Genomic DNA, 14,246 nt, shown 5'->3' with positions numbered 1-14,246 from the left:
TCAACCCCAAATCTACATAATTTTCGTCTGGTGTACTCGATAATCAGGAATATCGTTCATCAGAATAGTGTTATCACCAAGAAAAACTCTAAATCTCGACCAAATTCTCTGGCCATATTTTTCTTTCAGTTCTTTGGCAGCAAGATTTGTCGTTAAAAGCAATCTTTTATCTTCCCGTTTACGACTAATCTTTTCGATTTGTTCCACGGTGTAATCGGTCTTTCTTTCGGCGCCGATATCATCAATAATCACTAGGTCAGCAAGGCTGATTTCACTGAGTGTCTTATCGACTTCTACTTGCGTTTTCGGGTCGTTCATTGCCTTTTTTACCTTGCCAATCCATCCTGGCCAGTCAATGAATATCATCTTGTAGCGGTACTGCTTTGCCATTAAGGTTTGCCAAGCAATTGCACTGGCCAAGTGAGTTTTACCAGCTCCAGTAGTCCCGACGATAAAACTGTGAATTAATTCGCCGTGAATCAACTTATTGGCGACAGCTTGCGCCTGATTAAAAGCTCGCCGCTGTTGATCGGTTTTAACAATAAAATTTGTAAATCGGGCAGTTTGTGGTAATTCTGTAGCAAAGCAAGAGTAAGCTCCATAATAGGCAATTGCCGTAATTTTGGTGCTCTTTTTCTCGGCCTGAAACTTCAATCGTTTCTCACGTTGCTCTTTTGTTTCACTCTTGCCGTTAATCGGCTCCATATAGCCACATACTCCGCAAGCACCAGGCCTTGGACTGCCATCAGGATGTCTTTGCTTTGGCCGCCACATTAACGCACCACATTCAGGACATTTCGCGCCGTAGTGTTCAAACAGCCTTCTCATGGCTGCTTCCATTGCACGACCGACATCACTTTTAATTTTGGTTTTTCCGTCATTAATCTTTCGATTGTATTCAAGCTCTTTTTGAGCCTCTTCAACGCTATCCATTCATTCACCACCTCTTAAAATGGCAGGTCATCATCATCACCTTGTAAATACTTGCCAACCGCCTCAGTCGGCTGACGAGTATTCTTCGATTTTTGAGAATTTCTTTGAGCCTCCGCTGCATCCACATCAGCTACTTGCTTGAATCCTTTTTCTCGCCAATTCTTGAGTATTGAATTTACATAGGCGTACTTTTTAACGCCATTCTGATCAGATACCTGGATTGCTTTTTTGAGCAACTGGAAAGAGTCTGATTCAGTGGCTCCCAATTTCGTAAAGTCATCAACCCAATATTCAAAGTTTTGCATCGTGGTTGGCGATAATAATCCAAAGCCACTTTGTTCCCAAAAATCGAAAACTGATTTCAAATTTTTCTCGCTTAATGATGTTGTTGTTATATTCTTTTCATTCTTATCATTCTTTACGTTCTTGTCTGTGTCGGTTTGCTGTTCGGTAGCTGTCCGATAGCTGTTCGGTAGCTGTTCACTTTGCTGATAGGTATCCCAGTTTAAGACCGTCACGACGCTGTATTGGTGAGTTGAGTTGATGTGCAACATTTCGGCTTTTTCAAATTTCTTTAGCCCTCTCCATACAAAACTGCTGTTCACTTGCTGTTCAGGTTTAACTCCGACGTTCATCTCATCCCGCAGTGCATTGCGCCCTGTGACGAATTGACCCCTGTTCAACGGTATCTGCTGACCGTTAAAAGTAATGACTCGATTTTTAAAGTTAGCCTTGTATAAACATAGATGCCAAAGTTTAAATAAATCTCCACTCGACCAAGCAAGCGAACCAACATTCTTCCGATAGGATTTGATAAATCCGTCTTGGTTGGCCAATCAGATCACTCCTTACCAAGCGTTATAAACTTGACCGGTGCTATCACATAAAAAGTCGCCTTCGCCGATATACATGGCATCGTGCTTACCGCAGATTTCGCACCATACGTATAATTCATCATCCATGTGATCGCCTACTTCGTGCCAAGCTGCTTATCAACATCGCTGAAATCCATTTGCTCAGGTGTAGCAGTTCCGGTTGGTTCATCTAATTCTTCTGGTTCCGTGGCAGCGTCTTCTGGAGTAACATCTTTTAAGATGTTTCCTGAGTCGTCAATATCATTAGCATCATCAATGACTTGGCCGTCAGCGCCTTGAGCTTTTTGCATTTCGATTGATAAAATCCCCCACTTGCTTAGCATATTTCTCAGCACGGTTTTGATTGCCATCGCGTCGTAGTTTGACGCCCAAACGCCTGTCAACTGGTTCTTGTTCTTAGCCTTGTTAAACTTGACCCGGTGAGCTTCCATCTCATCTTTTGTCCAATAAACCGTTTTTTGGAAACCGTTGATTGTCTCAAAATAGCCTAGATAACCGACCACCTCGTCACTCGTTCGTTCTCCACGCTCGTAGCTCTCCTTGAGGCGATCCCAGTTCTTGATTTCACCCTCATAAACCACGGTGGCGGTGATGTGCTTATAAAGGCCGGTCCGTAAGGCTAATTGAATATAGCCTTTGTAGCCAATCTGGAATTGGGCATATTGCTGGAAACCATGACTCTTATCCTTAAATGGCACAATCCATGCATATCCCAAATTTTTATCAATTGGCAAATCTAAAGTTGCTGCTACCATTGCAGATGTGACGATTGACATCGCATTGCTTTGGGCCAAATAGGTATCGTTATTGACCAAATTTAAAACTGATGTGATAAAGCCGTTTGATTTTTCCTTGAGGACACTTTCAAACTTAGATTTCATCGATGGCATACCCATCAACGATTTGATGCCTAGCGTGTTTGGATCTACTTTTTGTGGCTCATTTTTAATCGCCTTTGTAATATCTTTGCTGACTGCCATTTTTATTTCTCCTTTATTCTTAAAATTCGAGTGCCTTTTTTGTTGGCACGATAAGTGATTTTAAAGCTGTCGTTCTCAGCTTCACTCGCCGTCCCCATTGCTTCTCTAATCTGGTTGTCGATTAACGATACTTGGCTCGATAACTCATCCCCAGATTGCTTTAATTGCTTTCTGATTCTGAGCTGGCCATTCAGCGACTCCGTTAATTTGATGGTCTCACCGTCGTCTGTCTTAAAGAGCTCGCGTAGTGTTTGAGTCGTGGAGTTGCTTCCGTCTACTGGCGGTTTTTTATCAGCGACCACATATTCTTGCCACCAATCAACAAGCTTCGGCGTAAATGTATCAATCAATTCCTGATCACGTTCAACTTCTTTGATGACCGTTTTGTGTCCGCCAATCAAGGCGCAAAAGTAAACGTAAGGGCGATTTAAAACATTCATGTAATGCTGGACCTGTAGGATATAAGGGACTGGAACTTCATCTCCATCCCACTCTGATGACTTGTATTCCATAGCCGTTTTAATTTCGAGAAAGCCCGGTTCTTTGGCAATATCTCGGTCAATATTGGCACGGAGAAAATCATATTTAGGGTGGATAAATTCTTTGTTAGGCCGGAACACTTTCTTTCCTGTTTGGTCCTCGAATTCTTTGGCCAAGATTGGTTCCATGATGTTTCCCCAGTGAATGAACTCATTGTCTTCCGTGTCATCGAGAATCAATCGGCCAGTTTTCTCGGCCCATACTTGATACGGCGACCGCCAATTATTCATTCCTAGAATTGCGGAAACATCTGAACCGCCAATTCCTTGAGTCCTGAGCTTTAGCCAATCAAGGCGGCTCATATTTGTTGTTCTAATAAATTTCATTTTTTAACCTCAATCTGTTACAATGAGCTTGCATAATTTTGTCATGGCTAACTTCGGGTGCGACCGTAGTTAGCTTTTTTGTTGGCTAATCTTCATCATAATCACCAAGCGGGAAAGGCCCTGACTCACCGTTCTCAGCCATTTCCATTTCTTGACGTTCCCAGAGACGTTCTGCTGCTGAAAAATTATCCTGAGTAAACACTCAACCGCCGCCTTTCTTCTTCAATTAGGCCTCTGACTTCAGCGATTGATAGGCAAACACCTTTATATTTATCGCAGTTGCGCTTAATTCCACTGGTTTTAGATAAATTCCAGAGACAGTTGTATACGTCTTGCAACGTGTTCAAACGTTCTAAGGATTGTGTCATAGGCGGTCATCTCGATTTACCAGGAAAGCCATAACACTTACCGAGCCATATGATTCATCTGATATGATTCCGCCAGTTTTAAAGTAATCACCGACAATATCAGACTTTGCGTGAATTCGCCGAACATCTTCGTTTACCAAATCAGCAATCGGCTTTACAAATTCTTTAGCTTCGGTTTCTGTTTCACAATTAGTAAGATATAACTCAACGTCAGCACCTTGGCGCATTAACTTGATTACCTCTTCTTCAATTTTGGTTAGCTTCATTGGTTTCATCTCCTAACTCAAACATCATATGAGCGGCCTTCTTCACTGAATGTGTTTTGATGGCGTCATATACATAGAGACCACCGAAAACCACGGCCATAAAAACTAAAACATCCACTACCGCACCTTCTGTTTTTCTAGATTTGACGAAATTTCCGGGAAATAATCTCGCATGAACCTTGCAAAGCTTGTTGGCTCAAAAAGATAACTGCCACCTGTATCCGCATAGATGACCACGTTGTTGCGCAAGATTTTTTCGAACCGTGGAACTTTTAAAACGTGATCAGTGAACCAAGTTGGTGCCCGCTTATATCGTTCAACCACATCAGCTGTCGTCCACCAACCGTCCATATCTGCTTTGCGTTCAAGCTCTTCTCGACGCTTAGTTTCAATGATTTCGAAACCTTCTGGCAGTGAAACTGCTAAGTCGCTGATTGTGACGTGTATCTTGTTTAATGGCATTTAGATCATCTCCTAATCAACCGTTGGATAAGTAGTAATGTCGCCGTATTCTTCACTGTTTCCAAGCATATCGACGGCTGTTTCCGCTAAATCTTTGGCGCGCCCCAACGGTGTTACTTGCTCAGATGGAGCGTCGATATATTCGATTGTATAAACCTTGTTTGGGTCGATTTTTTGGATTTCTTCAAGCATATATAGCACATTACGAATTGTTTCTTTATCCTTAGCCATTAGTATTCCTCTTTCCAGATGCTGTATTTGATTGCGAAATCTTTGACCACTGCCATATAGATTTCAATTAATTTCTTGTCGTTACCGATCACGTCGACCTTGGTCGTTTTATCTCGCTTAGATTTAGTGACGCCCTCTTCAGCCATTCGCCGTTTGAGATTAGTTAATCGAATGCTGAGCGATGAACCGGCACGACGATCAACTTCGTCATAAATGTCATTGCGGACTGACTTCCAATTCTCGACTTCACCGCCCTGAATTTGGACAATGCGGTTAATCAGATGTTGAGTTGATTTGCGCCAATCCATTGTTGACGTGCCGACGATATCCGCAATGCTATCTAGCTTTGTATCCATACTTTTGAGTTTCAATTCTTGATTGGCCAATGCTTGAGCTGTTGCCATTGCCATTCGCGTTTCAGGACTTAGGCCAGTCATATCAATCTGACCTTGCTTATATCTCTTTTCGACTTCGATAAAATATTGACGTGCTCGCTTACCTTTTTCATTTCGTTGAATCATTGAAATTTCTTTCGCCATATCGATTGTCATGACAAAATCTGTAACATCTTGGACTCCACCAGGGGTAGGACATTTTTGGGTTACCCTTATATAATCCTGGTTCTCATTAAATCCGTATTCTGTCATTCGACCGAACCATTTCTTGAATTCAGTTGCGATTTTTAAAAACTCGTGTAGATCTCGACCGCTTACTGCAATCGTCCCATCCTCTTTTTTGATGGTTTTAATTAATTCGTTCATTACTTTTCCTCCTTTTACTCTCTAAATATGTCCAAGCTGACATCTAAGGCGTCGGCTATTTTTTCCATCAATTCAAAACTTGGCTTCTTAATTTTCCCGTGCTTGAATGAGTACAAAATAGAGTTGCTCTTATAGCCAATCAACTTTGACAACTGATTAATTGTCATATCTTTATCGTTCAAAATCACTTGCACTTTATCCCACATTTAATTACCTCCAAGCACACCATACAGTTTATTATCAAGTACAATTGCGCAACATGTTGCGTTTTAATTATGTTAGTTATATAATTAGGACGTATTAAGAACACGCCTTCGCCGGTCGTTCTTAAAACACATTTCAAAGTAGAATGGAGTGGTTAAATGACAAAACCTATCAAGCCAGGTACTGATAATCAAAGCCCTGGCAAATATACGGAAGTTGGTCCCCGTGGCGGAAAAGTCTCTGGTGGTCACAATGCAACCATTGGTAAAGGTGACCGATTACCACCAACCACAGAACCCGGCAATGGCTGGGAAAAGAAGTAATCCAATTAGTCGTCTTCGGACGGCTTTTTTAATATCATTTGTCGCTTTGAAAAGCAGAATGACCATTTAAAAAGATTAAACTGTATCCAAGATTCGGCAATAAATCGGTCATGCTCATCTACATATTTCGTCAAATAGTGATGTATCATTGTTTTTTCTCCTTTTATTTATCAACAATTTTCAGGTCATCAATAATCTTTAAAATCAAAGCATTGGCAGATGGCCCGGATTTCTTTCCCGATAACACTTCACCCATGTACATCTTTCCGACGCCATACATGCGACCCAGACTGGCAACGCTGATGCTATTTTGGTCGATATATTTCTTGATCAACTCTCGACCGGGTAATGTTGTTGGCATGTTATTCCTCCTTTCGTATTGTTTTTAATTTTCCTCATGAGATAATTAACTCATCAAATCAAGGGAGAAAAATTAATGAAGAAAATATTTTTTGTAACACCAATTGGTGACAAAAATTCAAATGAACGTCGTGATGCAGATTTTGTTATGAATACCTTTATTAATCCTGTTGCAAAAAAGCTCGATTACGATGTTCTACGTGCTGACTTGATCCAATCTGTAACTGATATTAGTGACTCCATTCTCGAACAATTAGATAATTCGGATTTGGTAATTGCTGATATCACGAACGCCAATCCCAATGTCATGTTTGAACTTGGATATCGATTCTCAACTAAAAAACCCTACTTAATACTGACCCAGTCGATTAAGGAAATTCCGTTCGACATTAAAGGAATACGTGCTCTTGAATATACAGTTACTGCACCAGACATCGATGATTTTCAATTACGTTTGGAACAAATGATTAAAGTTATTGCTGAAACACAGTTAGATACAAACAACGATTTAAATAATTTGGGAGAAAAAATGGGGGCTGAATTACTTATGAACGCTATCGCAACTGGTGATCTTTCTAAATTAGAAAAGGTAGCAGAATTAGCTAAAATGTTCGGTGTTGATTTAACTTCGGAAGATAAGTAAAATCAGGGTCTTTTGCATTCATATATCCAACTAAGAAGTTGACAGTTGCTCTTAACTGTTTAACTTCTTTTTTTAATAGTTCAAGTTCACTTAAATCCTCACTCATCTCATTACCTCCTTTCGCTATTTATGTATGTAAGCTAAAACGACAGCCAAATTAAAAGATAGTTGACTTATTTTAGTCTTTGATTTAAAATCAAAGCATAGTTAAATAAGCCACTTTTAAACTAAAAGGACGTTGGGGAACGGTTTTATAGCTTACTTTTTAATGGTTTAATTAGCTATCAAATTAGCTTACAAAAACAGTATATTAGTCTTTGTTTTAAAAGTCAACTCTGTTTTAGACTTTTATTTAAAATGCTGTTTCTGTATCAGGAGGAATGCTTTAATGACGCCTTTTGATAGACTAAAAAAATTGGCTGACAAACAAGGATTATCTGTAAATGCAGTAGAAACAAAAATAGGATTAGGAACGAATACTCTTTATTCGTGGAAAAAGAAAATTCCAAGCGGGCAAAATTTAACTAAGGTTGCTGATTACTTTAACGTGTCTACCGACTATCTTTTAGGTCGCACCGACAACCCCGAAATAGCAGGCAAAAAGATGCATACAAATGCAATGGCGGCTCACTATGCTGAAGGAACTCGCCAATTGACCAAGGAACAAATCCAACAGCTAGATGAAATGACTAACGCTCTAATTGCTGGGTTCAAAGCTCAGAATAAAAAGGACGACGAATAGTCTATGAACGAATATGATACCTTAGTTGAAGAAATTGAGACTGATCATATCTCTGTTATTGAAACGGAAAGAATTACTGAATTTGGTGTTGACGGTCTCTGGAAAAACACAGATGGCGAGGATTATATTTTTATCAATCCCAAGCTGACACAAAAAGAAAAAGTGTCAATTATCAATGAAGAATATGGCCATTATCTAACGTCGGTCGGTATTCAAATGGATTATGACGACTCACAAACAGCTCAATCTGAGCGCCGTGCTCGCATGATAGCTGGTGGCCGCATTGTTACCCTGGATGACGTTGTAAACTCATTAGGTGGTGATTCTATGACACTGGATGATGTTGCTCGTGAGATGGATGTGCAACCATGGATTCTGGAGTCAGCCTTTGACTATTTTCGCAAAACATTTGGCGAAAAATTTTGGCACAAGGGCTTTATGTTTGACCTAACTGATGGCGTTAAAATATCAGAAGAATACGCTTGGGCATAAAAAAGCCCCACACCGCTGGTAACAGTGATGTTGCACCTATAACTGTTTCCTTCAGATTTGAAAATGGTCAGGAATTTGCTATTAGTAAAACTCTAAGTCCTGGTCAGTATAAAATTAGATAATAAAAAAAGACGCATCCCCCACCGTGCAAAGTTGGGATACGTCAACCACGAAAAAAACTATACATAGGGTATAGGCTCTTTCTGTACTCAATTTTAACATAATTTGGAGGAAACGCTATGGCAAATATTATGAAACGTGGAAAGTCTTGGCAATATCGAGTTAGTTATATCGATAAAGACGGCAAGCGTAAATATGTAAGTAAGTCGGGTTTTAAAACAAAACGGTCAGCCGAAAATGCCAGCCTAGAAATTGAAACTAAATATGCCCACGGCGCGACATTAGATAATAGCACAATTACTTTTATGGATTATTGGGACCGCTGGATAGAATTATTTAAGGCTGGCAAGCATGCAGAAATAACAGAAAAACGCTATACCATTATTCGTGGCCAATTAATGAAATACTTTGGTCCACTTCGGGAATTAAAGACCATCACCAAAAGCGATTGGCAAGAATTTATCAATGACTTTTCTACTGGTAAGGACCGCCGTATTCCAAAACGGCGCTCAAAAGATACAATTAGCAAGCTTAATGGCTACGTTCGCAGCATGGTCAATAACGCAATTGATGACCAGATTGTTTACTCCAATTTTACCAATGGCGTTAGCATACCTGATGATCAGACAGAAAGTAAAATTAAGTATTTAGAATTGAATGATTTTAAGAAGCTAATCAACACTACAACTGAGTTTGCCAATTATTCTGAGCATTTCCCCTATTATCTGATTGCAACCGGTGCACTGACGGGCGCAAGATATTCCGAAATTCTTGGATTAACTTGGAAAGATGTCGATTTTAAGAATAAGCAAATCAATATTAACAAGACTTGGGATTACCAATTTAGGTCTGGATTCACCAAAACAAAAAATAAATCAAGCGTTCGAATAATTGATGTTTCCGACAATCTTTTAATTGCGCTACATCGGTTAAAAAAAGAACAGTCTGAGGTTTATCTGTATCAGGGATACCGTGATAAGTATAATTTGGTTTTTCGTAATGCCAGACACGAGGTACCCTCTAATTCGTCAATAAATCGCAGTCTCAAGGCACTAGAAAAAGAGCTAGGTATATCTGACCCAATCACTTTCCACGGCTTAAGACACACTCATGTTTCGTTCTTGATTTACAAACACATCAACATTAATTATATTTCTCGGCGGTTAGGTCATAGTAATGTTACCATGACTCAGAATGTGTACACTCATCTATTAAAGAGTTTGGAAGACACCGAGGTAAAAGCCACTGTTGACGCGCTATCTGCACTTTGAATTTGTACACATCTTGTACACATCGGTTCAAAAACCAATCAAAATTAATAAAAACAAAAAGGCCATAAATGTTATTAAATCAGCATTCATGGTCTTAATCGAAACGGATAAAACTATTATTATGGAGGTGAGGGGAGTCGGTGGAAATTCTGCAACCCGCTATATAATAGGATAGTGAAAAAAATGTCATTTATGTGCCACATATTTGCCACATAAAACAGACCAAAAATTAGTCTTGCACGCACTGAATATTTTACATATAAAAACAGCCACCCTTGCCCTAAAAGATGGCCACCAAAAATCTGAGCGTTAATCAGGCGCTCACATACATATACGCAAACTTTTAGAATATCGCCGAAATTTGCAAAGTCTAAGTGAGATGTTAGATTGAGTTTGCAAATAAAAAGCCTACCTCAACTATGAGATAGGCTTTAATTGTTAAATGGATTAGCTCGTACTTTTGGTGTTTACATAGGCGGTGCAATGTTAATAGATTACCTTTTTTTTCGTAAAAATGTCAACACCACTGATTGGAAATGAAAATAAGGATATTCCAGGTCAATCAGTATGAAAAATCGAATTCATATAACTGAAAAAGAGCTCTATAATCCCCTAAGTAATCCAATTTCAAATAAAAAATAAGCCTACCTCCAATTTAGGAAGTAGGCTTATTTTAATACATCAATATTTGATTAGGATGGATCATTGAGTTAATGGTTTTACCATTTTTGGCAGCTAGTGTATACATGCTAATACCAAGCTTAGAGCCAATCAGCCACCAACTATCTCCGTATTTGACAGTGTATGTTCGTGCAGAGCTTACAGTGGCTGAGCCGATAGTTAAACGCTGCCCAGGATAAATCACTGTGTTAATGGTTTTGCCGTTGACTGCCGCTAACGAATACATATTAATTCCAAACTTATTAGCAATTGCCCACCAACTGTCACCATATTGCACGGTATAACTATTTGCAGAGTTAGTTGCTGGTGTACTTGTGCTGCCAACGCTCAACAACTCAACGTCAGATTTATTGGCCCAGCTCATGATGCCGGCAAGTAAAACTTTGTTACCACTAACTTGCTGAACTTGATACGTCTTGCCGCGAACCCAAGCTGGCATCCCAACACCGTTAGCCCATTTAGTGGCAGTTAAGTTAACTTTTACAGTATCACCCGACTTGATGTTTGCTTTAGCAGTATTATTTGCAGATTGCCCCACATTAATTGCAGAAGTCGTTGAATTTGGTTTAACAACGACTTTTCCTGAATTGGTTTTAATATTACCGCCATAGCCATTATCAGTAACGCCGGTTAAATCAATATTGCCGTCCAAACCGCCACCAATATAGGTGCTAGTGAATTGAAAAATACCCACATTATCATAACTAGGAAAATAATTATAATTTGGGTCAGGTGTAACATTATAGTCTGGATATTCGGCTAACCAAAGCGGGTATTGTGCTGCTACTGTGCTCAAATTAATGTGACTAACTAAGAAATTTTTGTAGCCATATAATACTGCAGTATATCCAGCCGCCTTAATACGATTCAGGGCATAAATAACTGAATCAGTGTCTGGTTGGCCACTCTCAACATCTAAAGCAACAATTGAGCCCTTTGGCGTCTGGATTTTTGGTAGATAATAATTTAGCATTGCATCAGCCTGTTCACGACCTGAGAATTGAGAATAAATATAGGTGTGAGCACGCTTCCCGGCCGCAATTGCTGAACTGACTTGGGTTTGGTAGGTCAGTTGGTCAATAAACTGACCATTGTAATAGCCGCCAACTTGGCTGATTACGAATTTATCTTGCTGATAGCCATATACACCATGTGAGCCCTGATACTTTGACCAATCAACACCATGATCACCCTTGGCAGCTGCTACCTGATTAATTGGTGCAGACATAAAAATAACCACTGCAGCAGCGGTCATCATAGTAACAACTTTTTTATTTAACTTCATTCTTTCCCTCCTTATCAGTAAAGCCCAAACTAGTTGGATCATTGACAACACCTAAAATAGTTAATACTGCAAAAGCAGCGTTAATAATTGCGGCTAATTCTGCATTTAATACACCAAAATCCCACTTATACCCAAATGGAGTCAAAACAGTTTGAACGAGCAATAAAATAGCCGGCACTAACGCCAGCCAAAAAGTTTTATTCTTAATTCTTGATGCCCAATCAATTTTCTTCATTAGTTTCATCCCTATTCCTTTTCTTGATACCTACTGTTTGTTTTAAAAGATTAATATCCTCATCATTCTTGGCAAAATGAATATCATGCGCATTCAAATGGTTTTCCAACTTTTGGTGTTCAGAAATAGAATTTTTTGATAGCTCTTTGATAGCATCTGATAGCTGCTTCATTTGCCGATTGAGCGGATCCATAATAGTATTTCTAAAATTTCTTAAAAGTCCCTTAATTCCAGCATAAATTATGCCAAGAATGCTAAGAATGGAAAGCATTTCAGCCCATGATAGGCCAAATATTTGGTGCGGTGGCATTTGCATTCCTCCCTTGGCTTATTCTTAATAATTTAGGCTTTAACAGAATCATATTGTTCTTGAGTAATCCAGCCAATAGTCACGAACAACTTCATATCATCATCATTAAATTTCTTCATCTGGTAATAAGTTAAAAGATAAGCCATTATGCTTGCGCTCCTTTCATTTCAGCAACTTCTTTTTTTAAGGCGATTAAACCATTATTGGCGGTTTCCAATTGTAATTTAGTATCAGCTAGTTCCTTGGTTAGTGCGATATTGACTTTTTCCTGATCAGTTAATACTGGTACAGGCTTTTCATAATCATCATCACTGCCTACCCAATTACCATTAATAAATTTATGCTGACTAAATCCGTCACTCACCCAGCCATCATGCCAATTCTCTGTGGAATCAGTATCTAAACTAACTAAACGAGTATGCCCAGTTAATGCGCCATTAGGATCAATTTCATATTGAATTTTCATTATTAATCTACCTCCCATTCCATATCGATCTGATAATCATTTGCTGATGCCGTACAATTCAAAATTGCAATTGTAGCAGCATTTAGTTGTAACCGGGCCATATTTTCTGTCAACGGAGAAAATGCCGAGAAAAAGCTATAGCGCCCTGTTTTGTTAGTGTCGTGCCAAACCATATTGTCTGGGATAGTTGTACATAAATTTACTGGAGATGTTGGAATCGCATCCTTTGAGAAATGAATTTTACCATTGACGATTACGCGACTACCAATTCTACGAATCCATAGATTACCAGTAGCATTAGTAATTGCCAATGCAACCCAACCAGTATCAATTGGCGCTGCTGGGCGATTAATCAGATCATCATATCGCGCAACTGGATAAATAATATTGTTTTGCTCATCTTTCATATTTGCTACATAACTAGCCATCAATTACACATCCTTTACCTTTACAAAAGAAATTACCGGTACAGAATCAAGTTTCTTTTTGTCAGCGGCGCTCATTAGGCCGTTAGCAGCCGAAGTAGCAGCACTGGTTGTAGTAGCATTCGTACCGTTAGTCCCTTTTAGGCTTGCTAACCATTGAACCTCTGTTCCACTAAAACCATCTTTAACTGCAATTTCATAGGCCGATAATCCGTCATTTCCAGCTGTCGGTGCTGTAATATGATTTTTAATTTCATCATCCAGCCCAACAATTGCATCCACATGAGTTTGTGGATAAACTTGCGTCTGATTACCGGTCGTATCCGTCTGCATTACCTTAACGATTTCTGTCATGCAATATCACTTACTTTCTCAAAATTAATATTAGACAAGTTCTTGATAATCAATCCACGATTATTTTTGTTAAAGCTGTCACCGATTACAGTACTAATTAGTTCATACTTATACGGAGTGCTTGTGGTAGTTAACCCAGTTAGCTGCAGCGTTCTGATTTCAGTTACTCCCTCAGCATCTAACAAAATTGCTGTTTCAAGTTGCATAGTATCTAATCGCTTTTTTAGCGTTTGATAGTTTTTGCCAGTTACGTCGGTTCTAGCATTTATCAGTTCACTGTCCGAGGTAATATTTGCTAGAATCTGAGTAAATTGATTGGTAACATCATCTTGCCGCTGAGTGACTTTGTTTTGTTGAACCATTAAGTCATTTTTAAACTTAATGGAATCGACACCATAGTAATCCAAAACAGCTTGGGTAATTTCAACCCAACGCGCTAACGATTCACGGACATCTGCACCATACATTTTTGTTCTAATAAAACGTGCAATATCTAAAGCAATTGGATCAATATTATCAGGTGAAAAAGTTTGTTTTTCTGGTATTGAACTTGGATCCTGATACTCAGTTTTTCCACTTACTTCTGCCATCAT

At 39.2% G+C, this 14,246-nt stretch carries 25 protein-coding genes; 5 read left to right on the top strand and 20 right to left on the bottom strand.

The window, feature by feature from the left end; genetic code table 11:
* Positions 1-12: 12 nt before the first annotated feature.
* The 10 genes from EKM82_RS05655 to EKM82_RS05615 form a co-directional block, all read right to left on the bottom strand.
* On the bottom strand, positions 13-933 hold the full coding sequence (locus EKM82_RS05655; RefSeq protein WP_125767345.1) for a DnaA ATPase domain-containing protein: 921 nt from the start codon (positions 931-933) through the stop codon (positions 13-15).
* A 14-nt stretch (positions 934-947) separates the two neighbouring features.
* Positions 948-1,769: a DnaD domain-containing protein gene (locus EKM82_RS11380; protein ID WP_164508131.1), complete on the bottom strand. Its 822-nt coding sequence runs from the start codon at positions 1,767-1,769 to the stop codon at positions 948-950.
* Positions 1,770-1,903: 134 nt separating this feature from the next.
* Positions 1,904-2,788 (bottom strand): recombinase RecT, encoded by an 885-nt coding sequence (locus EKM82_RS05645; protein WP_125767344.1) that lies wholly within the window; start codon positions 2,786-2,788, stop codon positions 1,904-1,906.
* A gap of 2 nt (positions 2,789-2,790) precedes the next feature.
* Positions 2,791-3,654, bottom strand: coding sequence for a YqaJ viral recombinase family nuclease (locus tag EKM82_RS05640; protein ID WP_125767343.1), 864 nt, complete (start codon positions 3,652-3,654; stop codon positions 2,791-2,793).
* A gap of 364 nt (positions 3,655-4,018) precedes the next feature.
* The gene (locus EKM82_RS05635) at positions 4,019-4,288 is read right to left on the bottom strand and encodes a hypothetical protein (protein WP_125767342.1); all 270 of its coding nucleotides are present in this window, start codon (positions 4,286-4,288) and stop codon (positions 4,019-4,021) included.
* The gene (locus tag EKM82_RS11375) at positions 4,269-4,406 is read right to left on the bottom strand and encodes a hypothetical protein (protein ID WP_164508130.1); all 138 of its coding nucleotides are present in this window, start codon (positions 4,404-4,406) and stop codon (positions 4,269-4,271) included. Before EKM82_RS11375 ends, EKM82_RS05635 begins: the two co-directional genes overlap by 20 nt.
* On the bottom strand, positions 4,406-4,750 hold the full coding sequence (locus EKM82_RS05630; RefSeq protein ID WP_125651305.1) for a DUF771 domain-containing protein: 345 nt from the start codon (positions 4,748-4,750) through the stop codon (positions 4,406-4,408). The genes EKM82_RS11375 and EKM82_RS05630 overlap by 1 nt, the downstream gene beginning before the upstream one ends.
* Before the next feature lie 12 nt (positions 4,751-4,762).
* Positions 4,763-4,981, bottom strand: coding sequence for a hypothetical protein (locus tag EKM82_RS05625; RefSeq protein ID WP_125767341.1), 219 nt, complete (start codon positions 4,979-4,981; stop codon positions 4,763-4,765).
* Positions 4,981-5,742, bottom strand: a complete 762-nt coding sequence (locus EKM82_RS05620; RefSeq protein ID WP_125767340.1) for an antA/AntB antirepressor family protein — start codon at positions 5,740-5,742, stop codon at positions 4,981-4,983. The genes EKM82_RS05625 and EKM82_RS05620 overlap by 1 nt, the downstream gene beginning before the upstream one ends.
* A gap of 14 nt (positions 5,743-5,756) precedes the next feature.
* Positions 5,757-5,948 (bottom strand): helix-turn-helix domain-containing protein, encoded by a 192-nt coding sequence (locus EKM82_RS05615; RefSeq protein ID WP_125767339.1) that lies wholly within the window; start codon positions 5,946-5,948, stop codon positions 5,757-5,759.
* Positions 5,949-6,104: 156 nt separating this feature from the next.
* Here EKM82_RS05615 and EKM82_RS05610 point away from each other — a divergent pair, with 156 nt between their 5' ends.
* Positions 6,105-6,269, top strand: coding sequence for a YjzC family protein (locus EKM82_RS05610; RefSeq protein ID WP_125767338.1), 165 nt, complete (start codon positions 6,105-6,107; stop codon positions 6,267-6,269).
* Positions 6,270-6,432: 163 nt separating this feature from the next.
* Here the strand turns inward: EKM82_RS05610 and EKM82_RS05605 are convergent, their stop codons facing one another.
* Entirely contained in the window at positions 6,433-6,630 is a 198-nt protein-coding gene (locus EKM82_RS05605; RefSeq protein WP_125767337.1) for an XRE family transcriptional regulator, read from the bottom strand.
* Positions 6,631-6,705: 75 nt separating this feature from the next.
* Here EKM82_RS05605 and EKM82_RS05600 point away from each other — a divergent pair, with 75 nt between their 5' ends.
* Positions 6,706-7,272, top strand: a complete 567-nt coding sequence (locus EKM82_RS05600) for a TIR domain-containing protein (protein WP_125767336.1) — start codon at positions 6,706-6,708, stop codon at positions 7,270-7,272.
* Here EKM82_RS05600 and EKM82_RS11370 read toward each other — a convergent pair.
* Positions 7,232-7,378: a hypothetical protein gene (locus tag EKM82_RS11370; RefSeq protein WP_164508129.1), complete on the bottom strand. Its 147-nt coding sequence runs from the start codon at positions 7,376-7,378 to the stop codon at positions 7,232-7,234. The two genes, EKM82_RS05600 and EKM82_RS11370, sit on opposite strands and share 41 nt — an antisense overlap.
* Positions 7,379-7,660: 282 nt before the next feature.
* Between EKM82_RS11370 and EKM82_RS05595 the strand changes: the two genes are divergently transcribed.
* From EKM82_RS05595 to EKM82_RS05585, 3 genes are all read left to right on the top strand, one after another.
* Entirely contained in the window at positions 7,661-8,014 is a 354-nt protein-coding gene (locus EKM82_RS05595; protein WP_125767335.1) for a helix-turn-helix domain-containing protein, read from the top strand.
* A 3-nt stretch (positions 8,015-8,017) separates the two neighbouring features.
* Entirely contained in the window at positions 8,018-8,506 is a 489-nt protein-coding gene (locus EKM82_RS05590) for a hypothetical protein (RefSeq protein ID WP_125767334.1), read from the top strand.
* Positions 8,507-8,745: 239 nt separating this feature from the next.
* Complete coding sequence (locus EKM82_RS05585) at positions 8,746-9,897, top strand: site-specific integrase (protein WP_125767333.1); 1,152 nt, start codon at positions 8,746-8,748, stop codon at positions 9,895-9,897.
* A 673-nt stretch (positions 9,898-10,570) separates the two neighbouring features.
* Here EKM82_RS05585 and EKM82_RS05580 read toward each other — a convergent pair.
* The 8 genes from EKM82_RS05580 to EKM82_RS05545 are packed head-to-tail and all read right to left on the bottom strand — an operon-like array spanning position 10,571 to position 14,243.
* On the bottom strand, positions 10,571-11,863 hold the full coding sequence (locus EKM82_RS05580; protein ID WP_125767332.1) for a LysM peptidoglycan-binding domain-containing protein: 1,293 nt from the start codon (positions 11,861-11,863) through the stop codon (positions 10,571-10,573).
* Entirely contained in the window at positions 11,850-12,098 is a 249-nt protein-coding gene (locus EKM82_RS05575; RefSeq protein ID WP_125767331.1) for a phage holin, read from the bottom strand. Before EKM82_RS05575 ends, EKM82_RS05580 begins: the two co-directional genes overlap by 14 nt.
* Entirely contained in the window at positions 12,085-12,408 is a 324-nt protein-coding gene (locus EKM82_RS05570; RefSeq protein WP_125767330.1) for a hypothetical protein, read from the bottom strand. The genes EKM82_RS05575 and EKM82_RS05570 overlap by 14 nt, the downstream gene beginning before the upstream one ends.
* Before the next feature lie 32 nt (positions 12,409-12,440).
* Positions 12,441-12,554 (bottom strand): XkdX family protein, encoded by a 114-nt coding sequence (locus EKM82_RS05565; protein WP_125767329.1) that lies wholly within the window; start codon positions 12,552-12,554, stop codon positions 12,441-12,443.
* Positions 12,554-12,874: a hypothetical protein gene (locus EKM82_RS05560; protein ID WP_125767328.1), complete on the bottom strand. Its 321-nt coding sequence runs from the start codon at positions 12,872-12,874 to the stop codon at positions 12,554-12,556. The genes EKM82_RS05565 and EKM82_RS05560 overlap by 1 nt, the downstream gene beginning before the upstream one ends.
* Before the next feature lie 2 nt (positions 12,875-12,876).
* Positions 12,877-13,302, bottom strand: coding sequence for a hypothetical protein (locus tag EKM82_RS05555; RefSeq protein WP_125767327.1), 426 nt, complete (start codon positions 13,300-13,302; stop codon positions 12,877-12,879).
* A gap of 3 nt (positions 13,303-13,305) precedes the next feature.
* A complete protein-coding gene (locus tag EKM82_RS05550) occupies positions 13,306-13,653 on the bottom strand; it encodes a collagen-like protein (RefSeq protein ID WP_125767326.1) in 348 nt (115 codons plus the stop codon).
* Positions 13,650-14,243, bottom strand: a complete 594-nt coding sequence (locus EKM82_RS05545) for a hypothetical protein (protein ID WP_125767325.1) — start codon at positions 14,241-14,243, stop codon at positions 13,650-13,652. Before EKM82_RS05545 ends, EKM82_RS05550 begins: the two co-directional genes overlap by 4 nt.
* Between the last annotated feature and the right edge of the window lie 3 nt (positions 14,244-14,246).

This window comes from Lapidilactobacillus wuchangensis (genome assembly GCF_003946645.1).
Classification (GTDB): domain Bacteria; phylum Bacillota; class Bacilli; order Lactobacillales; family Lactobacillaceae; genus Lapidilactobacillus; species Lapidilactobacillus wuchangensis.
Note: the sequence above shows the minus strand (reverse complement) of the source record. Positions and strands in the feature narration are given on the sequence as shown.